Annotated in this window: 16 protein-coding genes and 1 pseudogene; 6 read left to right on the top strand and 11 right to left on the bottom strand. The window is 71.4% G+C overall.

Going from position 1 to position 18,481, the window contains the following annotated elements:
* Positions 1-54: 54 nt before the first annotated feature.
* Positions 55-1,449: pseudogene (locus tag AC07F3_RS16540) on the bottom strand (family 2B encapsulin nanocompartment shell protein); the annotation flags it as partial.
* A 433-nt stretch (positions 1,450-1,882) separates the two neighbouring features.
* Between AC07F3_RS16540 and AC07F3_RS16535 the strand changes: the two are divergent.
* A complete protein-coding gene (locus tag AC07F3_RS16535; protein WP_479114607.1) occupies positions 1,883-3,193 on the top strand; it encodes a PP2C family protein-serine/threonine phosphatase in 1,311 nt (436 codons plus the stop codon).
* Between the two features lie 85 nt (positions 3,194-3,278).
* Here the strand turns inward: AC07F3_RS16535 and AC07F3_RS16530 are convergent, their stop codons facing one another.
* The 6 genes from AC07F3_RS16530 to AC07F3_RS16505 all read right to left on the bottom strand — a co-directional run bounded on the left by AC07F3_RS16530 (position 3,279) and on the right by AC07F3_RS16505 (position 9,961).
* Positions 3,279-3,446 (bottom strand): hypothetical protein, encoded by a 168-nt coding sequence (locus AC07F3_RS16530; RefSeq protein WP_479114605.1) that lies wholly within the window; start codon positions 3,444-3,446, stop codon positions 3,279-3,281.
* 193 nt (positions 3,447-3,639) lie between these two features.
* Positions 3,640-4,953 carry a JmjC domain-containing protein gene (locus AC07F3_RS16525; RefSeq protein WP_479114603.1) on the bottom strand — a complete coding sequence of 438 codons (1,314 nt, stop codon included), beginning with the start codon at positions 4,951-4,953 and terminating at the stop codon, positions 3,640-3,642.
* A complete protein-coding gene (locus tag AC07F3_RS16520) occupies positions 4,950-6,158 on the bottom strand; it encodes a hypothetical protein (protein WP_479114601.1) in 1,209 nt (402 codons plus the stop codon). Before AC07F3_RS16520 ends, AC07F3_RS16525 begins: the two co-directional genes overlap by 4 nt.
* Positions 6,155-8,569, bottom strand: coding sequence for a DUF4135 domain-containing protein (locus AC07F3_RS16515; protein WP_479114599.1), 2,415 nt, complete (start codon positions 8,567-8,569; stop codon positions 6,155-6,157). Before AC07F3_RS16515 ends, AC07F3_RS16520 begins: the two co-directional genes overlap by 4 nt.
* Before the next feature lie 90 nt (positions 8,570-8,659).
* Positions 8,660-8,821 (bottom strand): hypothetical protein, encoded by a 162-nt coding sequence (locus AC07F3_RS16510; RefSeq protein WP_479114597.1) that lies wholly within the window; start codon positions 8,819-8,821, stop codon positions 8,660-8,662.
* A gap of 237 nt (positions 8,822-9,058) precedes the next feature.
* Positions 9,059-9,961, bottom strand: coding sequence for a YihY/virulence factor BrkB family protein (locus tag AC07F3_RS16505; RefSeq protein WP_479114595.1), 903 nt, complete (start codon positions 9,959-9,961; stop codon positions 9,059-9,061).
* Between the two features lie 704 nt (positions 9,962-10,665).
* Here AC07F3_RS16505 and AC07F3_RS16500 point away from each other — a divergent pair.
* Entirely contained in the window at positions 10,666-11,856 is a 1,191-nt protein-coding gene (locus tag AC07F3_RS16500; protein ID WP_479114593.1) for a carboxylate-amine ligase, read from the top strand.
* Between the two features lie 107 nt (positions 11,857-11,963).
* Here the strand turns inward: AC07F3_RS16500 and AC07F3_RS16495 are convergent, their stop codons facing one another.
* The gene (locus tag AC07F3_RS16495; protein ID WP_479114591.1) at positions 11,964-12,482 is read right to left on the bottom strand and encodes a hypothetical protein; all 519 of its coding nucleotides are present in this window, start codon (positions 12,480-12,482) and stop codon (positions 11,964-11,966) included.
* Between the two features lie 490 nt (positions 12,483-12,972).
* Positions 12,973-13,878 (bottom strand): hypothetical protein, encoded by a 906-nt coding sequence (locus tag AC07F3_RS16490; protein ID WP_479114589.1) that lies wholly within the window; start codon positions 13,876-13,878, stop codon positions 12,973-12,975.
* Positions 13,879-14,124: 246 nt separating this feature from the next.
* On the opposite strand from AC07F3_RS16490, the gene AC07F3_RS16485 reads away from it, so the two are divergent.
* Genes AC07F3_RS16485 through AC07F3_RS16475 form a run of 3 tightly spaced genes read left to right on the top strand, consistent with a single transcriptional unit; the run spans position 14,125 to position 16,650 of the window.
* A complete protein-coding gene (locus AC07F3_RS16485) occupies positions 14,125-15,498 on the top strand; it encodes a rhodanese-like domain-containing protein (protein ID WP_479114587.1) in 1,374 nt (457 codons plus the stop codon).
* Positions 15,499-15,535: 37 nt separating this feature from the next.
* Positions 15,536-15,901: a rhodanese-like domain-containing protein gene (locus AC07F3_RS16480; protein WP_479114585.1), complete on the top strand. Its 366-nt coding sequence runs from the start codon at positions 15,536-15,538 to the stop codon at positions 15,899-15,901.
* The gene (locus tag AC07F3_RS16475; protein WP_479114583.1) at positions 15,898-16,650 is read left to right on the top strand and encodes a sulfite exporter TauE/SafE family protein; all 753 of its coding nucleotides are present in this window, start codon (positions 15,898-15,900) and stop codon (positions 16,648-16,650) included. The genes AC07F3_RS16480 and AC07F3_RS16475 overlap by 4 nt, the downstream gene beginning before the upstream one ends.
* Positions 16,651-16,685: 35 nt before the next feature.
* Here AC07F3_RS16475 and AC07F3_RS16470 read toward each other — a convergent pair whose 3' ends face one another.
* Positions 16,686-16,967, bottom strand: coding sequence for a metal-sensitive transcriptional regulator (locus AC07F3_RS16470; protein ID WP_190904181.1), 282 nt, complete (start codon positions 16,965-16,967; stop codon positions 16,686-16,688).
* Between the two features lie 77 nt (positions 16,968-17,044).
* Here AC07F3_RS16470 and AC07F3_RS16465 point away from each other — a divergent pair, with 77 nt between their 5' ends.
* Positions 17,045-17,611 (top strand): rhodanese-like domain-containing protein, encoded by a 567-nt coding sequence (locus AC07F3_RS16465; RefSeq protein WP_479114581.1) that lies wholly within the window; start codon positions 17,045-17,047, stop codon positions 17,609-17,611.
* A gap of 200 nt (positions 17,612-17,811) precedes the next feature.
* On the opposite strand, the gene AC07F3_RS16460 is transcribed toward AC07F3_RS16465, so the two are convergent.
* Positions 17,812-18,099, bottom strand: a complete 288-nt coding sequence (locus AC07F3_RS16460; protein ID WP_479114579.1) for a hypothetical protein — start codon at positions 18,097-18,099, stop codon at positions 17,812-17,814.
* Positions 18,100-18,481: the final 382 nt, after the last annotated feature.

Raw genomic sequence — 18,481 nt, 5'->3', positions numbered from 1 at the left:
CGGCGTGGTGGGCTTGGGGGGTTCCGCTGTGGGAGCTCCAGGGCCCGCGGTAGCGCGCCAGCGGCTGACCTCGACGTTCTCCAGGACGCCGAGCGCGTCGGGCACCAGGATCGCGGCCGAGTAGTACGCGGTGACCAGGTACGAGATGATCGCCTGCTCGTCGATGCCCATGAACCGCACCGACAGGCTCGGCTCGATCTCGTCCGGGATCCCCGCCTGCTGAAGCCCGATGACCCCCTGCTCGGCCTCACCGGTACGCATGCAGATGATCGACGTCGTACGGGCCTCACTCACCGGGATCTTGTTGCACGGGAAGATCGGCACCCCCCGCCACGCCGGCACATGATGGCCCCCCACCTCCACCGACTCCGGCACCAGACCCCGCTTGTTGCACTCACGCCCGAACGCCGCGATCGCCCGCGGATGCGCCAGGAACAACTTGGAGCCACGCCGCCGCGACAACAGCTCGTCCATGTCGTCCGGGCTCGGCACCCCGTCGTGCGGCTGAAGACGCTGCCCGTAGTCGCAGTTGGTCAAAAGACCGAACTCCCGGTTGTTGACCAGCTCGTACTCCTGCCGCTCCCGCAGCGCCTCCACCGTGAGCCGCAACTGCTGCTCCGTCTGGTTCATCGGCTGGTTGTACAGGTCCGCCACACGACTGTGGACCTTCAACACCGTCTGCGCGACCGAGAGTTCGTACTCCCGCGGCGCACCCTCGTAATCGACGTACGTATGCGGAATGACCGCCTCACCGACATGACCCGCCGAAAGGTCGATCGCCGCCTCACCGTAGGTGTTGGTGCGCTGCTCCGGCAGTCGCGCGACAGAGGCCAAGTGGTTCTGGAGGGACTCGGCGCGCTCCGCGAGGTTGAGCACATCGGCCCGGGTCAGCACCAGGACGGTGCATCCGGTGGTGGCGCGGATCGTCCACTCCCAGGTCGCGTCGGTGGAGACGAGGGCCTGCTCACCGAAGTACGCCCCGTCGGCGAGGAAGCCCAGGGCGGTCTCGTCGCCGTAGGGGCCGGTGCCGATCTTCTCGACGCGGCCGTGGGCGAGCAGGAACACCCGGTCGGTGACGTCGCCCGCGGTCGCGATCGTCTCGCCCGCCGCGAACTCGCGCTGCTCGCACCGGTTGGCGAGCTCGGTGAGCGCGGCCTCGTCCTCGTAGTCCCGCAACGCGGGCAGCTCACCGAGCTCGGCCGGGATCACGGCCACCCGCTCGCCGGTCTGGACGAAAGTGATCCTCCCGTCCCCCACCGAGTAGCTGAGCCTGCGGTTCACCCGGTACGTGCCGCCCTGGACCTGCACCCATGGCAGCATCCGCAGCAGCCACCGCGACGTGATCTCCTGCATCTGCGGCACGGACTTGGTGGTGGTCGCCAAGTTGCGCGCGGCAGCTGTGCCGAGACTCTGCTGCGCGCGGTTCTCGGGGCCTGCCTCGACCGACATGAGCATTTTTCCCTTCGACGCAATGAAGCTGCGGCCTCAGGGTTCCAGCCCGAGGGGAAACTCCGCCATTCTCCCTACGGGGGAAGGCGAGGAGGTCAGTGCGAGGATTCTTCGCCCCTGCCGATCAGTGCGCAAACCCTTCGCAGGTGCTGTCGGTCCCGGTGGCCCGACGCCGTCCACAACGGGTCGCGACTCTTTATTTACGACGGCCCGTGCGGGGCACGAACCGTCCTCGTCGTCCCGAAGCGTCCGTCCCCTCGTCCCGCCGTCGATTCAGCAGCGACGCATCGCGCATCCCTGACGGCGGACGTGCGGCTGGGGCTGACGGGTGAAGCCGAAGGCAGCGGCTCCGTCGCCGGTACAGATCCGCGCGTGGCGGGGAAGGCGTAGAGGCATGCGGTCCTTCTTCATGGGCCAACCGCAAGGAGGAGACGTGGACGATTTCGAGATCGACCAAGTGGTCCAACGAGCCCTGGATCGGCTGACGCTCCTGGCCGAGACCACCACCGCCATGACCAGCACGCTCGACTCCCGCGCCGCGGTCCAACGGGTGTGCCGCATCCTCGTGCCCCAGCTGGCGGACTGGTGCGCGGTCGACCTGCTAGACGACGACGGCAGACCGCGACGGATCAGCGTCGTCCATCGCGATCCTGGTCTGCTGCCCGTCGGCGGTCTGACCGGGCTGCTTCCCAACCTCCCCGAAGAACCGGTCGGCCCGCTGGCCCGCGTGCTCATCGGCGCCGGCCCCCTGCTGCTGACGGCAGCCGACATCCCGAGCCCCGACCAGGCCGCCGACCCGCTGCACGCCCGCCAGCTCGAACTGTTCGACCAGCTCGGCACCCACACCGCCGTCGTCGCCCCCGTACGGGCCCGACGGCAAGTCCTCGGCGCCCTCACCATCGGCCGCTCCGCCGACCGCGCCCCTCTGACCTCCGACGACCTGGCGATGGTCGAGGATCTGACGCACCGCATCGCTCTGGGTGTGGACAACGCGCGGCTGCACCGCGAGACCCAGCACATCGCCGAGCGCCTCCAGCGCTCCCTCCTGCCCACCCTTACTCAGGCCGGCCCGCTACAGATGGCCGCCCGCTACGCGCCCGCCGCCACCACCGCCGAAGTCGGCGGCGACTGGTACGACAGCTTTCCTCTGCCCAACGGCAGCACCACCATGATCATGGGCGATGTCACCGGTCACGACCTGCGCGCCGCGATCACCATGAGCCAGCTGCGCAACATGCTGCGCGGAATCGGCTGCGATCGCCAAGAACCCCCCGGGCACATCCTGCGCCGCCTCGACCTCGCGCACCAGTCGCTCTATCCGCATGCCACGGCCACGTGTCTGTACGCCCTCCTCGACCAGGACGACGAAGCGGGCTGGACGATCACCTACTCCAGCGCCGGGCACCCCCCGCCCCTGCTGATCACGCATGAGGGCGACACTCGTTTCCTCAGAGGCGGCCGTGGCCTCCTCCTCGGCGTCGACGCGACTCTCCCGCGCACCGACGCCGCCACGGCCCTGCCGCCGCGCTGCACCGTCCTCATGTACACCGACGGGCTCATCGAGCGCCGCGGCGAGGACCTCGCACACGGTATGACCCGTCTACGCCAGCACGCGGCCGCCCTCACGCGCGAAGACGTCGACACGTTCTGCGACGAGCTGCTCGCCGGCATGGCCAGCGATCACACCGACGACATCGCTCTGCTCGTCGCACGAACTCCTGCCCGGTCGGGGCGAGTCAGGTGACCTCACGACGGGCCCTCGCTCCTGCCCCGACCGCGATGACGTGCGGACGGCTGCACGGGTGTCTACGGCACTGCGGCCCCACACGTCACTCAGCCCCTCCGCTGCCGCCCTTCCGCCGGGAGACACGGCCCGCGGCCACCGCGGTGGCGATCAGGACGGACACCGCGAAAAGCGTCATCGCGGGCCACAGGGGATCGCCGTTGACGAGTGCCATGGCGAGTGCGCGGAAACCGGCACCGATGAGGGAACGCATGCGCGAACGGTAGCGTCACCTGCCGCCTCCGTCTCGGGAGGGCTGAGCCGATTGCGGAGCAGTCAGCGCTTCCGGGGGTCACGGGCCCCGACACCACCTCCCAACCACGGCGCTCCGACGATCTCCTCACGGCGATGTACCGCCCGTAACTGGTCATGGGCGACGAAGACCAAACGTGCCCGAGGTCCTGGGGTCACAGCCGGTCAACTCCCCGGAAGCTCTCCAGGATCTCCAGGAGGCGGCGGGCGCCCGGCCTGCTCGCGGGCAGTGGCTCGTCGATGGACGTCGCGACCGCGCCGTCCGGGAGGGCGGTGAGCAGGTCCCGCACCGCGATGCCCGGGCCGTCCAGGAGGCGCAGCATGCGGCGCACGTACTCCGCGTCCAGGGCGGTGGTCACCGCATGGCCGTTGACCGCGCACACCCGCGCGCCCCCGGTCTCGCCCCACAGCACGGGGGCGGGGGCTCGCACGATGACCTCGTCGCTCAGGGGGTGCGGCTCGTCGGGCGGCGGGGCGGGGCGCAGGCCACCGGCTGTCCAGGTCCGCAGGGACTGCACCACGGCCCGGCCCCGCATGCGCGACGCCTCGGTGTACGTCCCGAACTCCACGAGGGCCTGCTCGAAGACGGGCGGCAGTCCGACGGTCGCCGGGCCGGGGACCGACAGGGGTGCCGCGGCGGCGGACAGCGTCGCGAGTCCGGCGTCGGGGTCCATCAGGGAGCGGGCGTCATGCCCGACGAGCAGATCGTCGAGGTCGTACACGGCACGGTGGTTCTCCCGGGGTACCCCGACGTTGACGCTGGTCGCCATCGACTTCCCCACGCTCTCGCCGACGTGGTAGTGGCTGGCGGGCCAGTACAGGAAGTCGCCGGGCTCCACCTCGGCGGTGAACGACTCGGTGAGGTAGGGCTCGTAGTCGAGGACCGTGGTCGCCGCGTGGGTCCAGGGGCGGTGGGTCCAGAACCGCATCCGTTTGCGGCCCTGCAACGCGAAGAGGAAGGTGGCGAAGCGGTCCTTGTGCACGCCGACCGGTGTGTGCTCGTACGTGCCGTGGAAGAGGGTGGTGATCGCCCCCGTGGTGGGCAGGCCCACCTGTTCCCACAGGCCCGCGAAGAAGGCCCGCTCGCGTTCCCACTGGGCGGCATGGAAGCCGTGGAAGGCGTGCACGATCAGCGCGTACCCGTCCTCACGGACCTCCTCGGCCGAAGTGGCCAGGCGTTTCCCGTAGCCCGTGAACGTGCCGTCCGCGGCGCGCGGCAGCCACGGTCCGGGGGCTGTCTGCTGGAATCGGCCGACCGCGAACTGGGTGTGGGAGGGGATGAGATGCGGGTCGGGGGCGCGAGTGGCCCGCAACGCGGCCTGGAAGACCTCGTCCTCCTGGAAGGGGGCCGGCCGGACGGACTTGTAGAGCACCGGCCGCCGGTCCCAGTACCGTTCGACGAACTCGGCCCAGTCGAAGCGCTCTTCGACGCTCACCCCGTGCCCCTGGTGCGGCTCCGTGCGCGTCATTCCTGCCCCCGCTCGTCCAGCACCTCGATCGCCCGCAGCCCCGCCAGCTTGCCGAGGAGGGCGGGCACGGCGGTGTTGCGCTCGTCCGCGCCGACCGCTCGGCAGAGTTCGGCCACGGTCAACTCCCGTCCCGCGGTGAGCTGTTCGGCGATCCGCTCCCCCGCCGTGCCGCCCACGGGAAAGGCATGTCCGTCGGCTGCCCAGATCCAGCGGCCCGGCCCGTCCGGTATCCGCACGATCTCCCCCGCCACCTTGAAGCGCTGACCGGGAGCCGGGGGAGTGCTCGGGCGTGGTGGCGGCGCGGGGTCGAGTCCGGCCGCCGAACGCAGGGCGGCCCAGCGTGCCCGGAGCGCGCGGGCCGGGCCTCCCTCCGCCAGGGCCGCTCCGGCGGCCTCGCCGACCTGCGCGAGTTCGGGCGCGACAGCCGTCGGGCCGTCGGGCGGGGTGGGCGCGGGGAACGGCAGGAGGGGCACCGATCCGCCGTGGCCCAGACGCTCGTGCACGGCGTCCGCGAGCAGGGTTCTGACCGCCGCGGTGACCAGGCGGCGCGCCCGGGGCACGTGGACGCGCAGGGTCACGCATCGCCGCGCGTGCCGCTCCCGGCTGCGGTATCCCTCCGGCCAGTACAGCAACTGGCCTGCGGACGCCGCCAGTTCGACGGGCCCGCCTCCCGCCTCCGGCCACAGCTCCGCTTCCATGGCCCCTTCGAGGACCCAGATCAGGACCGCGTGCTCGCCGGGGGCGCCCATGCCCCGGTCCCAGGTGAATTGTTCCGCCTCGGTCAGCTCGGACTCGACGGGCAGGCACGGCCAGCCGACCGCGCGCCACAGTTGGGCCAGCTCGTCCCGCACCGCCGTCCACACACCGTGATCCAGGTGCAGCGGCTGGCGCACGCTCAACAGGAGCCCGGGGACGGCCAACTTCCCACCGGCGCGCGTCAGATACTGCTGTGCGCTCTTGTCGTCGGCGTCGGGCAGCAGCCGTCCGGGCGCGCCCAGCCACCCGCGCGTGGTGTGCAGGCGGACCTTCGGCAGCGCCCGGTAGACGGTTCCCGCGCGGAACGGCTCGGCCGACTCGACGACCAGCTCGTGGGCGCGCGCGGCGTCCAGAGGCGCGGGAGCCGTCAGCCGGGTCGGCCGTAGCCCCCAGTACTGTGCGGCGAATCCGTCCCAGGTCACGTGGCGCTGTCCTTCCGTCTCCCTCACGCCGACACCCCGTCGGTGTGCGCGAAGCGCTCGCGCAGCCGCGCGGCGTACTCCTCCAGCGGCCCCAGGCCCACACCGGCCCGGCGTTCGTCCACGCGGGACGCGTCTTCGATGGGGCAGGGCACCAGTTCCCCCGCCACCTTGCGGAACTTCGTCCCGTACACCTGCTCCCGCCTCTCCGCCCAGCGCAGCGCGTCGGTCAGATACGCCACCTCGCGCAAGGGAACATCACCGTCCGCCGCGGCCGCTTCCACGAGCCGCAGGCAGCGCCGCTGGAAATCGGTCCGCTCCACCACGTGCTGGACCAGCCCGCTCGCGACGGCCGAGGCTTCGGGGCCCACGAGCCGTTGCCCCGGCCAGCCGTGTTCCGCGATCACGCCGTCGAGCCAGTTGGCCGCGGTGTCGGTCAACCGCCTCAGTTTTTCCTCCAGTTGGATGTCTGTGAAGCCTCCTGCGGCCCACGGTGCGCGCAGGGCCGCGTCCACCCGGCCGAGGCGCAGCAGCCGCTCCCGGATGTGGTCGGCCGTTCGTGCGGCGTCCGCGCGGGGCCCACCCGGCCCATCCGTCTCGCCCATGTCGTCGATCCGCAGGCGGAGCTTGGTTTCGTCCCAGGCGTAGGTGATCCGTCGCCCCGTCCCGGCCCAGTCGAAGGACACCTCGCCGTGGTGCGCGCCGTGCAGGGCGATCCGTACGCCGTCCTCGTGCAGGAAGACGTCCGGCCCGGCCAGGTCGGCGAAGACGTGCTCGACGGCGCCGCGCAGCGCGAGGCCGAGCCGGGCCAGGTCGAGCCTGCGCCCCTCGCGCACGACCGCCGCCGGCGTCCAGCCAACGGCGGGTTCCGGCAACTCGGCGTTCACGGCAGGTCGGCCCGGCTCCGGGAGCACTTGCAGCGGTCCTCCGTCGGCCCTGCGGAAGAAGTACGGCACGTCTCCTCGCGCCAACTGCGCCCTTTCGCCCGGGGCGAAGACGGAGGCCGCATCGTCGCGGTCCGCGGTGAGGGCGTCCGCGTACTCCCGGGTGGGACGGGCGAGGACGCGTACGGCATGGTCCGGTGCACGCTCCGCGACGAATGTGGCGATGCGCTCGCGGTTGCGGCACATCAGCGTCCAGGCGTCGAACATGCCGCGCAGCATCGCGCCCAGGTAGGGCCCGTAGCCGACGCGCCCTTCGATGTCTGCGACCACCGACCGCGTCCAGGTTCGCGCCAGCGGGCGAGTTCTGCGTACCAGGCGCAGCACTCCGTCGCTTCCCGCGGTCCAGCAGGTCGGGGGCCCGTCCAGATCGCACCAGCGGGGCACGTTCTCCAGGCCCACATGGTGCGGGCCGCCGGACGGGTCCTGCACCAGGCCGGTGGCGGACAGCCGGTCCGGGTCGGTGAAGAACACCTCGAGGTCCACCGGGTACAGCAGCGGCCCGTCGTCCCCCGGCCGCGTCCCGGCCAGGAGATTGGGGCCGATGAGGTCGGCCATCCCGAACGCGAAGCCGGTCGCGGCGAGCGCACCGGCCCGGTGCCAGAAGCGCCGGGCCGCCTCCGGTTCCAACACCGTTCCCCGCAGGGCGAGTTCCTGGTCGGTGCGCAGGACGCCGATGGTCCGGGGCGGTTCGATCCACTCGTGCCAGCTGTAGTCCGCCCCGGGGCTCCGGCCCATCCGGCAGCGCAGCACCGGGAGCCGGACCGGCCCGGAAACCGTCGGCAGGCTGTTGAGCAGTGCGAACACCGAACCGGCGGGGGACCCGTCGGCACCTTCGGCCAGGAACAGCACCTCGCCGGAAGCGGGCCGGGGTTTGTAGGCGAGGCGCCCGCCCCCGGCGAACTCCACGCGCAGGACCCGCCCGCCGCCGTTGTGCGTCTCATCGCCGTGAGCCCATATCCCGGTCACCGGGCCGTCGAGCCCCGGCACATCGGGCAGCCCCACCGCCAGATCACGATCGAGGCGGGTCAGAAAGAGGTCGAGGACGTACTCGTACTGAGCGACGCGCAGGGCCGCGAAGTCGGCGGCCCCCCGTCGGCCCCGGGTCAGGCACGCTTCGAAGATTTCCGTGCTCAGGGGGCCGAACAGTTCGCCATGGGTCACGTCGAGCACCCGGGGAGCGATCAGCCCCGCCCACCGGGGCGCGGCCCGCAGGCACCAGGAGTCGAGCCGCTCCATGGCCGCGGTGAAGGGCGCGAAGCGGGCATCGGTCAGCGCGTCCGCGAGCGCCTCGGCCTCTGCCGCGCCGCCCAAGTGCCGCTGGACGACAACGGTTCCCTCCGGCCCGTCCGTCAAGACGGGCGGGAACATCCCCTGGGCGCCTCCGGCGGCCAGGGAGCCCACCACTTTCCGTGCGCCGTCTGGGAGTTGGCGGCTCCGCTCCGCCTGCGGCGCGCTCGCCGCACCCGGGGCGGGCAGCTCCCACAAGACGTCCGGCACCGCATCCCCCACCCGTCCGTGCCCGGCCCTGGCGAAAGGCACGGGCGGGCCGTCGTTGCCGAGGGCACCGCCCGTGCTGTCGTGTGACGGTCAGTCGATGATGCAGTAGACCCGTATACAGGTGCTGGCCTGCGGGGCGTCGGCCGCCGGGCTCTGCACGAGCTCCTGCTCGAGATCGCCGATCACCAGGTCGAGCTCGTCGTCGCCGACCGGCGCCGCGCTCTGGGGGTCCTGCACCGCAACAGCGTTCATCGCTTCCTCCTGACATATCAAGGACACACGGAACCACGACCGACCGGATGTCCCGGCCGGAGCTGGGTGGTACGCAAGACTTGCTGGAGATCACAAGGCCGTTGGCCGCTGCCAGCCTCGCAATGGCACATGCACCTGTCAAGAGTTCGTCCGCCCACGTCACCGGCGTCGGCCACCGGCCCCGGTGGGCGCCCACTCGGCCGGGCGCATACGGAACGCGAGGCTCCTATTTGCTCTTTACGGCTTCGGTGTCTTTCCCCGCGCCGCGTCCTCGGATGGCACCGCCGTGCCACGCGCGGGGCGGCCGCGGACCGCGTTGAACTGGGCTCCGGTGAGGAGCGAGAGGTTGGTGAACCAGAGCCAGACGAGGAAGACGACGATCCCGGCCAGTGAGCCGTACAGGCGGGTGTAGGAGGCGAAGTGACCGGCGTAGAGGGCGAAACCGGCCGACGCCGCGAACCACAGCAGCACAGCCAGGATGCCGCCCGGCAAGCCCCGGCGCACGCCCCGCACCTCACGCGGTCCGGTACGGAACAGAACGAGCACCAGGACCGTGACCACGCCCAGCATGATCGGCCAGCGCAGCATCGGCCACGTACCCAGGCTGTCCAGGCCGAGCAGGGCCGCCGCTCGGCGGTCCAGGGGCCCCGAGATGACGATCGCGGCCGAACCGGTCAGGAGCAGGGCGAGCAGCACCAGTGCGGTGGCCACGATGGTGTGTGCGGCGCGCAGTGCGGGGCGGTTGTCCGGCAGGTGGTGCATGGAGTGCAGAGCCCGGCGGAACACCGCCAGATAGCTGGTCGCCGACCACAGTGCGCTGACGGTTCCCGTGGCCACCAGCAGCCACACCGCGGACTGGGCAGTCGTCATCTCGCGCAGTGCGCTACGCAGGGCGCTGGCCGACTGGGCGGGGGCGTAGGAGGTGAGGTCGTCGATCAGCCGGCCGGTCGCCTGCGGGGCCGCAAGACCGATCACCGAGACGGCGACGAGCAACGCCGGTACCAGCGCAAGCACGGCGTAATACGTCAGCGCCGCCGCGAAGTCGGACACGTTGTCGTTCCACACCGCCACCCCGGTGGCCCGCAGATCCCTGCCCAGCGCCTTGCACGAGGCAGCGGCACGGCCACGTCTCCTGCCCATGCGCGACGCGAGTTCAGACACCGAATTCCCTTTCCCTGGGGCGGCGTGCGAAGTACGGATGCCCACCGTGACGCGCCCCACGCCACCTGGGACGCGACCCGCGAGACAGGTGGCCTCATGCCCACTCCGAAATGCCCCATGGCTCTTCTCAGTACTTCTCATTCACGTGGGCCGTCATGCGCGAGCAGCGAAATGGATGGCAGACGACCGGTCGAACAGTAGACGGAACGGCGGACCTGGCAAAGTTCGCGCCGCACGCCCGGCCGACGCCAGCGGCGTCGGCCTCCGGCAAGGTCTTCGCCGCAGGCCAATGCGGTGATTGAGCATTCGGAAGGTGAGCGCCGTGGTGATCGGCGAGGTACCGACACTCGGCGCTGCGGGAGGGTGCCCGACACAGCCACGCCGCCCTCTTCAGACGCCGATCCGGCCCCTGGCAGCGAGCGGTGCCGTCATGAGCGGCGGCCTCCTGGCGCTTGGCGCACGGCGCCGGGCCGTGATGGTGAGAGGCGATCGTGCGCTGCCGGGGCGCTCCGGACTTCGGCAGCCTGACCCCGGGCATGGGCCAGCAGGTGGCCTCGAACTCGCCCCGGGGTGACCGGCGGCCGGGCCGCCGCCCATGACGAGGACACCACCCTGCGGCCTCATACAGCCTCCTTCCAGCCAACACACACGACAGGATTACTGTGCGTGACACCCTGGTGGCCATGGAGAGCGAAACGTGGACATCCGCCCCCGTCCCGACCCCTTCACCAGCAGTCAGCGACCCACCCTCGCGGCGCATCGGCGGTTCACCCGTGGTGCGAGTCGGCGTGGAGGAGGAGTACCTGGTGGTCGACCCGGTCTCCCGGCAGCTCAGCACGCGTGCGGACAAGGTCGTCGCCGAAGCGGCCGCGGAACTCGGGGCCAGGGTCACCACCGAACTGACCCGCTACCAGGTCGAGGTCCGCACCCACCCCCACACCAGCCTCACCGCCCTCGGGGAGGACTTGCGCCACATCCGCCACGCTGTCACACGCGCTGCCGCCCGGCTGGGGCTGCGCATCGTCTCCAGCGGAACGCCTGTCCTGGGCCAGCACACTCCCCCGCCGGTGTCGGAGGGAGCCCGGTACGCGCAGAGCCTGGCCACCTTCCGCGCGCTGGACGACGAGCAGACCGTGTGCGCCTGCCACATCCATGTGGAGGTCCCCGACCTGGCCACCGCGCTCTCCGTCAGCAATCACCTGCGGCCCTGGCTGGCCGCACTGATCGCGCTGAGCGGCAACTCGCCCTACTGGAACGGCCAGGACACCGGCTATGACAGCTGGCGGACCCTCACCTGGGGACGCTGGCCCGTGGCCGGACCACCGCCCTACTTCGAGTCCGCCGCCCACTACGAGGACCTCGTCGGCCAACTCATCACCAGCCACACCGTCTTGGACCGCGCCGGCGTGTACTGGGACATCCGGCCCTCCCACCACGTGCCGACCCTGGAAGTCCGTGCCGCCGACGCCGCTCCCACACTCGACGACACCCTCTTGCTGGCCGCCGCCGTTAAGGGTCTCACCGCCGCTGCCCTCGTCGCCGTACACGACAGACAGGCCGCTCCCCGGCCGGACCCGGAAATGCTCCGGGCCGCACATTGGCGCGCCGCCCGCGACGGTGTCCGCGGCCAGAGCATTGACCTGTCCTCCGGCCGGCTACAGCCAGCCACCCGCTACCTCGACCACCTCTGGCACACCGTCCTGAGCGCCCTGCCGCCCGACGACCGCACGCGCGTCCACACAGCCCGCCGACACCTCGCCGCACAAGGCAACGGGGCCGACCGCCAACGAGCCGCCTACCGCCACCGCCACAGTCACCGAGACGTCGTCGACCACCTCATCCAGCAGACGACCACCGGCCTTGACCAAACCTGACCTCGCGGCAGCCCATTTTCACAGGCGATGTGGCCACGCGGTCGGGCAGCTCGGCCTTGGAAGGCGCCGGAACCGGGGTCGTCGTGACGCTGCCTGCGGAGGCCGGGTCAGACGCGCGCCGCGCGCCGGTCGAGCGCTGCCCGCAGGGTGTCCACGTCGCTGGTTCCCCGCTTGGGCAGGATGGTGAGACACGAGGCGTTCTTGTCCGCGCTCAGCAGCACGAACAGGTGCGGCGTCTCGACATATCGCGGTGCGGCCTGCCAAGTCAGGGTGGTTGCGGACTGTTGATGCGCGACGGTGACACCTGCGTCCGCGATCGTCGCCCGGTAGTCGCCGTGGCCCGCCGTGAGCTTGTGGAATTGGCGGGCCTGGAGATAGGGCATGGCGACCATGAGCACCACGAACACGACGAGCCCCACCACCACCGGCACGGGGAGGCTACCGCCGGTCACCAGCGACATGATCCCGCCCACCAGCGCCACCGAGCCGCACACGAGCATGATGACGCGCTGACGACGAGCACCGGCCGAGGCCTTGGCACGGGCGCCGAGGGCCTCCTTGAAGTCCTCTGCGGTCAGACGGTAGGAAAGGTCGATTCCCGAGACCTGCTGCTCATCGCTGTTCATGTACAACTATTCCCCCGGCTCTTTGCGGCTGTCCGACCGGAAATGGTAACCGCCAGGCCGCCTACCTCCGGACCTCGGTCGCCGTCCAGACGAACTTCCCCCGATCTCTGACCTGTTGGGCCCTGTCCGTCCTGGTGGGCGCGCCAAAGGACAGGCCGCTCATCACCATCCGGTAGCTGAGAACCGCCGTCGCCAGCAGACCGAAAAGCCGCCCGCAAAGGCACACGGAATGTCCGCCTCCCGGCGGGTTCGCATCGCGCTCATCCCGCCGTCCTGCCTGGCCAGCCCTCCAGCAGATGTGGCCTGTCGGAGTGAAGTCATGGCATTTGAAAGGCAGTTGGGGGCCGTGACGCCTGCCGACATGGTTCACGGCGTCCAGCAGGATGCCCGCGCACGGCGCGCGAGAACAGGGCCGCCATGGCGCGGTGGGAGCCGAGTCCGGTGGTCGGGGACCGATGGACGAACCGGCCCCCGCCACTCCGCCGACAGGTCAGCGGCGCCGCTTCCCCCGCTGGAGATCCTCCAGCGCTTTACGAGCCTTCTCGGCTGCGATCCGCGCGGTCTCCGCCTTCTTGTCGGCCCGCTGCTGCCGGCGGCGTGCCGTGTCTGCCGCCGTGGCGCAGCGGTTGTGCTCCTCGCTCGCGCTCTGGAGCTGTTCTTGCAGGCTCGCGATCCGCTGGTCGAGGGCTTCGAGCCGTGCACGGCTCTGGGCGAGTTCCTTCTCCGCGAGCGCGAGCTCTTCCTCGGCTTGCTGGTACTCCAGCGAGGCGCGGTCCACCCTGGCACGGGCCCGCTTCTCCTCCCTGATGTCCGTCTGTACGGGCCCGGGGGCCGGGGCCTTAGTCGTGACGGGGGTGGCGGGAGGGCGCTTCTTCGCTCGGGGCGTGACGGTGCCGGGTGCGGGTTCCAGGTTCTCGAACCCGATCGCCGCCGGCGGTGGCTTGGCCAGGACGCCCGCCGCCCAGGTGTGGGCCATGTCCGGGTCGGCAAGGACAGCGTGGAGGATCTGCTCGACGTCGTGCTGGGCGTTCTCGGTGATGGGCTGCCCCGCCGCCTCGGCCAACTGGCGCGCTTGGCAGGCCATGGCGGCGATCACTTCGTACCGCTGGTGCGACAGCTCCCGCAGCTCTTCGCCCGCCAGCGTTCGATGGGCCTCACGCAGTGCCTGGCCCAGCTCCAGCAGTTGCCGCGTCTGGTCCGCATCGGAGCGAACCAGGAGGTTCGCGGCCCACACCGCCAGTGTCGGCTTGCGCAGTGCCTTGATCTGCTTCACCGCGGCACTCTCCCCCGCCGAACGCGCGCGGGCCGCATACGCGTCCCGGCCGGCGGTGAACTCATCCGGCCTCAACCCGTACAGCTCCCGCGCAATCGCATCCACATCAAACACGTCAGCCACGTACACAACTGTCCTCCACCAGCGGCTCCCCGGCGCGCGACCCGCTGACCGTGCCCCACATCAGCGGGGAGCCCCTGGAGCGCGCCGCCCGCACTCCATCCCCCTATAACCCCGCCTTGTCCCCGCGGGACGCCGGGTGCTGCCCTGAGCGCCGTTCCGACGGCCGGGGAATACCCCCAGGGGTATCACTGTTATGGTGCTGTCAGATACCCCCCGGGGTACACCGTTCGGAAGGAGTCGTGAGCCGTGTTCTTTGTCGACACCCTGGAGTTCGAGGGCCTGGGCAACCGCAGCTATCTGGTCGGCGGGGCCAACAGCGCGGTGGCCGTCGACCCGCCGCGCGACGTCGACCAGGTCGTCGCCGCAGCGGCCCGTCGCGGTGTGCGCATCGCCTTCGTGGCCGAGACCCATGTGCACAACGACTACGTCAGCGGTGGGCTGGAGTTGGCCCGCCTCACCGGCGCCCAGTACCTGGTGCCGGCGGGCGCGCGCGTGTCGTTCGACCGGGTCCCTGTGGCCGACGGTGACACGGTGACGGTGGACGAGGGCCTGGCGCTGCGCGCGATCGCCACTCCCGGGCACACCCCGCACCACACCTCCTACGCCCTGACCGAGAACGGGCGCGGCGTGGCGGCGTTCACCGGCGGGTCGCTACTGATCGGCACGGTGGGCCGCCCGGACCTGGTCGAGCCGCGACTGACCGAGCAGCTGGCCCGCGCCCAGCACGCCTCCGCCCATCGGCTGGCCGAGGAATTGGCCGACGAGGTGCCGGTGCTGCCCACCCACGGGTTCGGCAGCTTCTGCTCCTCTTCCCAGAGCCAGGGGGACGCCACCAGGATCGGCAACGAGCGCGCGACGAACGACGCGCTGACCCTGGACGTCGACACTTTCGTCGCCCGGATACTCTCCGGTCTTGACGACGTACCCGCGTACTACGCACACATGGGCCCGGCCAACGCCGCGGGCCCGGCACCGGTCGACCTCACCCCGCCGAAGCGCGCGGACGCGGAGGAGATCGCCTCTCGGTTGGCTGCGGGTAAGTGGGTGGTGGATCTGCGCAGCCGTACGGCCTTCGCCGAGGGGCATGTGGCCGGATCGTTCAACTTCGAAGGCGAGGGCAAGCTCGCGACGTATCTGGCCTGGCTGATCCCGTGGGGCAAGCCCGTCACTCTGCTCGCCGACACTCCTGAGCAGATCACCCGCGCGCAGCGGGAGATCGTGCGGGTGGGCATCGACCGCCCCGCCGCTGCCGCCACCGGTGACCCAGCGGGCTGGGTCCGTGCCGGTGAACAGCTCGCCTCGTTCCCCCGCGCCCGCTTCGCCGACCTCGCCGGGGTTCACCAGCGCGGCGGCGACGTGACCGTCCTGGACGTGCGCCGGGACTCCGAACGCGCGGCCGGCTACATCGAGGGCTCCGTGCACATCCCGATCCACGAACTGCCCGGCCGCATCGGCGAGGTGCCGGGCGGAGTGGTGTGGGTGCACTGCGCGGGTGGGATGCGCGCGGCGATGGCCGCCTCCCTGCTCGACGCCGCCGGCCGCGACGTAGTCGCTGTCGACGACGGCTTCGACGCCGCCCACGAGGCGGGGCTGGCCCTCACCCGCCCCGATGCCGACTGACGCGCACTTCCGGCCCCCGCACGAAACGGATCACACGATGTCCTCGCTCCTTCGCACCGGCCCCGCCCGCCTCACCCCCGAACAGGCCCATCAGCGGACCGGCGCCGGCGAAGCCGTCCTGCTCGATGTCCGCGAATCGCCCGAGTGGAAGGCAGGCCGTGCGCCCGGCGCGGTGCACCTGCCGCTCTCCCGTCTGCTGGCCGGGGATCCACTCCCGCAAGCCGCGCAGGGCAAACCGATCGTCGCGATCTGTCGCTCCGGTCACCGCTCCCAGGCGGCAGCCAAGCTGCTGGCCCGGCGCGGCATCCGTGCCACCGACGTCATCGGCGGCATGGCCGCCTGGGCGCGCGCGGGGCTGCCGCTGTCCGGCGGCCGCGGCAACATTGACGGTGTCATAGCGTGAGTGCGCTGATCCTTGCCCTGATCGCGGGTGCCGTGGTCGGACTCGCGCTCGGCGCGCTCGGCGGAGGCGGCAGCGTCCTCGCGGTGCCCGCGCTGATCTATCTGCTCGGCTTCACCCCGGCCGCCGCGACCACCGCCAGCCTGATCATCGTCACCGCCACTTCTCTCACCGCCTTGTACGCCCACGCGCGTACCGGCAACGTCCGGTGGAAGGCCGGTGTCCTGTTCGCCGGGGCCGGGCTCCTGCCCGCCGCCGCGGCCGGAGCCGCCGCATCCCGCCTGCCCCAGGCCGCGTTGACCGCCGCGTTCGCTGCCGTCGCCGCCCTCGCCGCCGTGAAATTGCTGCGGCCCGGTCCGGCCACCAGGGGCTCTGAGACGCGCGAGGCCAAGCCCGCCAGAGCAGTTGGCGCCGGCGCCGGGCTCGGCGCGCTGACCGGCCTGCTCGGGGTCGGCGGAGGTTTCCTCGCCGTCCCCGCCCTGGTCACCGTCCTGGCGTTCGAGATGCAGGCCGCCGTCGGCACCAGCCTGCTCGTCATCTCGACGAACTCACTGGCCTCCCTGGCCACTCGCGGCTCCACCGCCGTCGGCCTGGACTGGGCGGTGATCGGCCCCTTCACCGGAGCGGCGGTCCTGGGCGCCTGGGACGGCAAACGTCTGGCCACCAAGGTCACCAGTACGCGCCTTCAGCGCACCTTCGCCGTCGTCCTGCTCGCGGTGGCCGCCTTCATGCTGATCGACGCTCTCACCTGAGGCCGACGGGGTACGAGGTGTCGCAGCGCCCGCGCTCAGGCCAGGGAGAGGAACAGCTTCTCCAGCCGCGCACGCATCTGCTCCCGATCACCGGACGCGGCCATGTCCGCATCGGTCAGGCAGTGCTGCAAGCCGGTGGCGATGATGGCGAAACCCGCCTTGTCCAGCGCCCGCGAGGCCGCGGCGAGCTGCGTGACCACGTCCTCGCAGTCCCGCCCCTCCTCGATCATCTTGACCACACCGGCGATCTGGCCCTGCGCCCGTCGCAACCGGTTGACCACGGTCTTCAGTTCCTCAGCCGCCATCGCCAGTTCCACAGCCCACGCTCCTTCGAGATACCCCCGCGGGTATCCTACCGAAGGGGTAACCCCAACCCGGCGAAGGAAAGTCCCGCGTGCCCACCCCCTCCTCGCTCTCTGCGGACCAGGCCAACGCCCGCCTGCACGAGCTGACCGTCATCGACGTGCGCACCCCCGGCGAGTATGCCGCCGGTCACCTGCCCGGCGCCCACAACATCCCCCTCGATCGCCTCGATACGGCGTTGCCGGCCCTGAAGGACGCGGCCCGGCGCGGCGGCCTCCTCATCGTGTGCGCCTCCGGCGCCCGAGCCGCGACCGCCTGCGGGCGCCTGGCCGAGCAAGGCGTCCCCGCCGCCACTCTCGCCGGCGGCACCACCGCCTGGACCCGGCTCGGTCACGACGTCCGTCGCCCCGTCGGCACCGGCACCGCTTGGGCCATGGACCGCCAGGTCCGCCTCGCCGCGGGATCCCTCGTCCTGACGGGACTGATCGCCGGACAGCGCCAGAGCGCTGCGCGCTGGCTGTCCGCGGGCGTCGCCGGAGGCCTTGTCCTGTCCGCTCTGACCAACACCTGCGGCATGGCCACGCTCCTCGCCAAGCTCCCCCACAACCGGCCGAAGACAGCCGACTTGGAGGCCACTCTCACCGCATTGACCGGCTGACACCGGCCCGCCCACCAGGCACGCCACCGACAGTCCCGGACGGCGACGAATTGGTCCAGCCGGGCACAGGACTTGGCCACACGAGCGCGGCCGCACCGACTGCCTGCGCACACCGCGGCCCGCGGGCTCTTCCACCCTCGGCCGCGCCGCGAGGGCGAAAATCCGTAACCGCGACCGTCCGTCATCGAGTCGAACCGCCTTCAGCCGAGGCCACGATGGGCGGCCCACAACGCTCCGGCACGGTCGGCGGCTTCGGCGACCAGCGCCCCGAGTTCGGGTCGATCGGGTACCGGGAACGAGACGTATGCGCCTCGACCACCAGCGACAGGTCGGCCATAGGCCTTTACGGCCAGGTGCCCGTTCGGGAGAAGCCGGACGTTCAGCGTGGTCAGCGTGAACTCTTCGCCACGCCGAGTGTCCGTCCAGCGGAGAGCCTGCGGGATCGTGACGTTGATCGCCAGAGCGCTCACTTCCAGGTCGCTACTCATGGACGGATGCTCTCACGTGAATGAGCGCAGGTGGCTGCCGCTGGTCCATGTGCGGCAGCGCAGTTGGACCACGACTCGCCACGGGGCCTCGCCCAGCGGGCGGGCGCAGGAAGCGCGGCTGCCCCTACAGGCTCCAGCGGCGCCCCTGGCCAGCGGTCCGGGGACGTTCAGCAGCGCATTGCCCCCACCTCGCCGGGGCTTCATGCGCCGTGCTCCGCGTCTGCCAGCCGGGCTGACCGCAGAGGTCTGCACAGCCCTGGGGGGGGGGGGGGGGGAAGGGGGGGGGGGGGGGGGGGGAGAGGGGGGTGGGGGGGGGGGGGGGGGGGGGGGGGGGGGGGACGCCGGGGGGGGGGGGGGGGGGGGAACCCCCCCAAGGGGGTCT

The sequence above is a fragment of the Streptomyces sp. NPDC045846 genome, assembly GCF_056431605.1.
The sequence above is the reverse complement of the archived record's forward strand: the minus strand, read 5'-3'. Positions and strand labels throughout refer to the sequence as shown.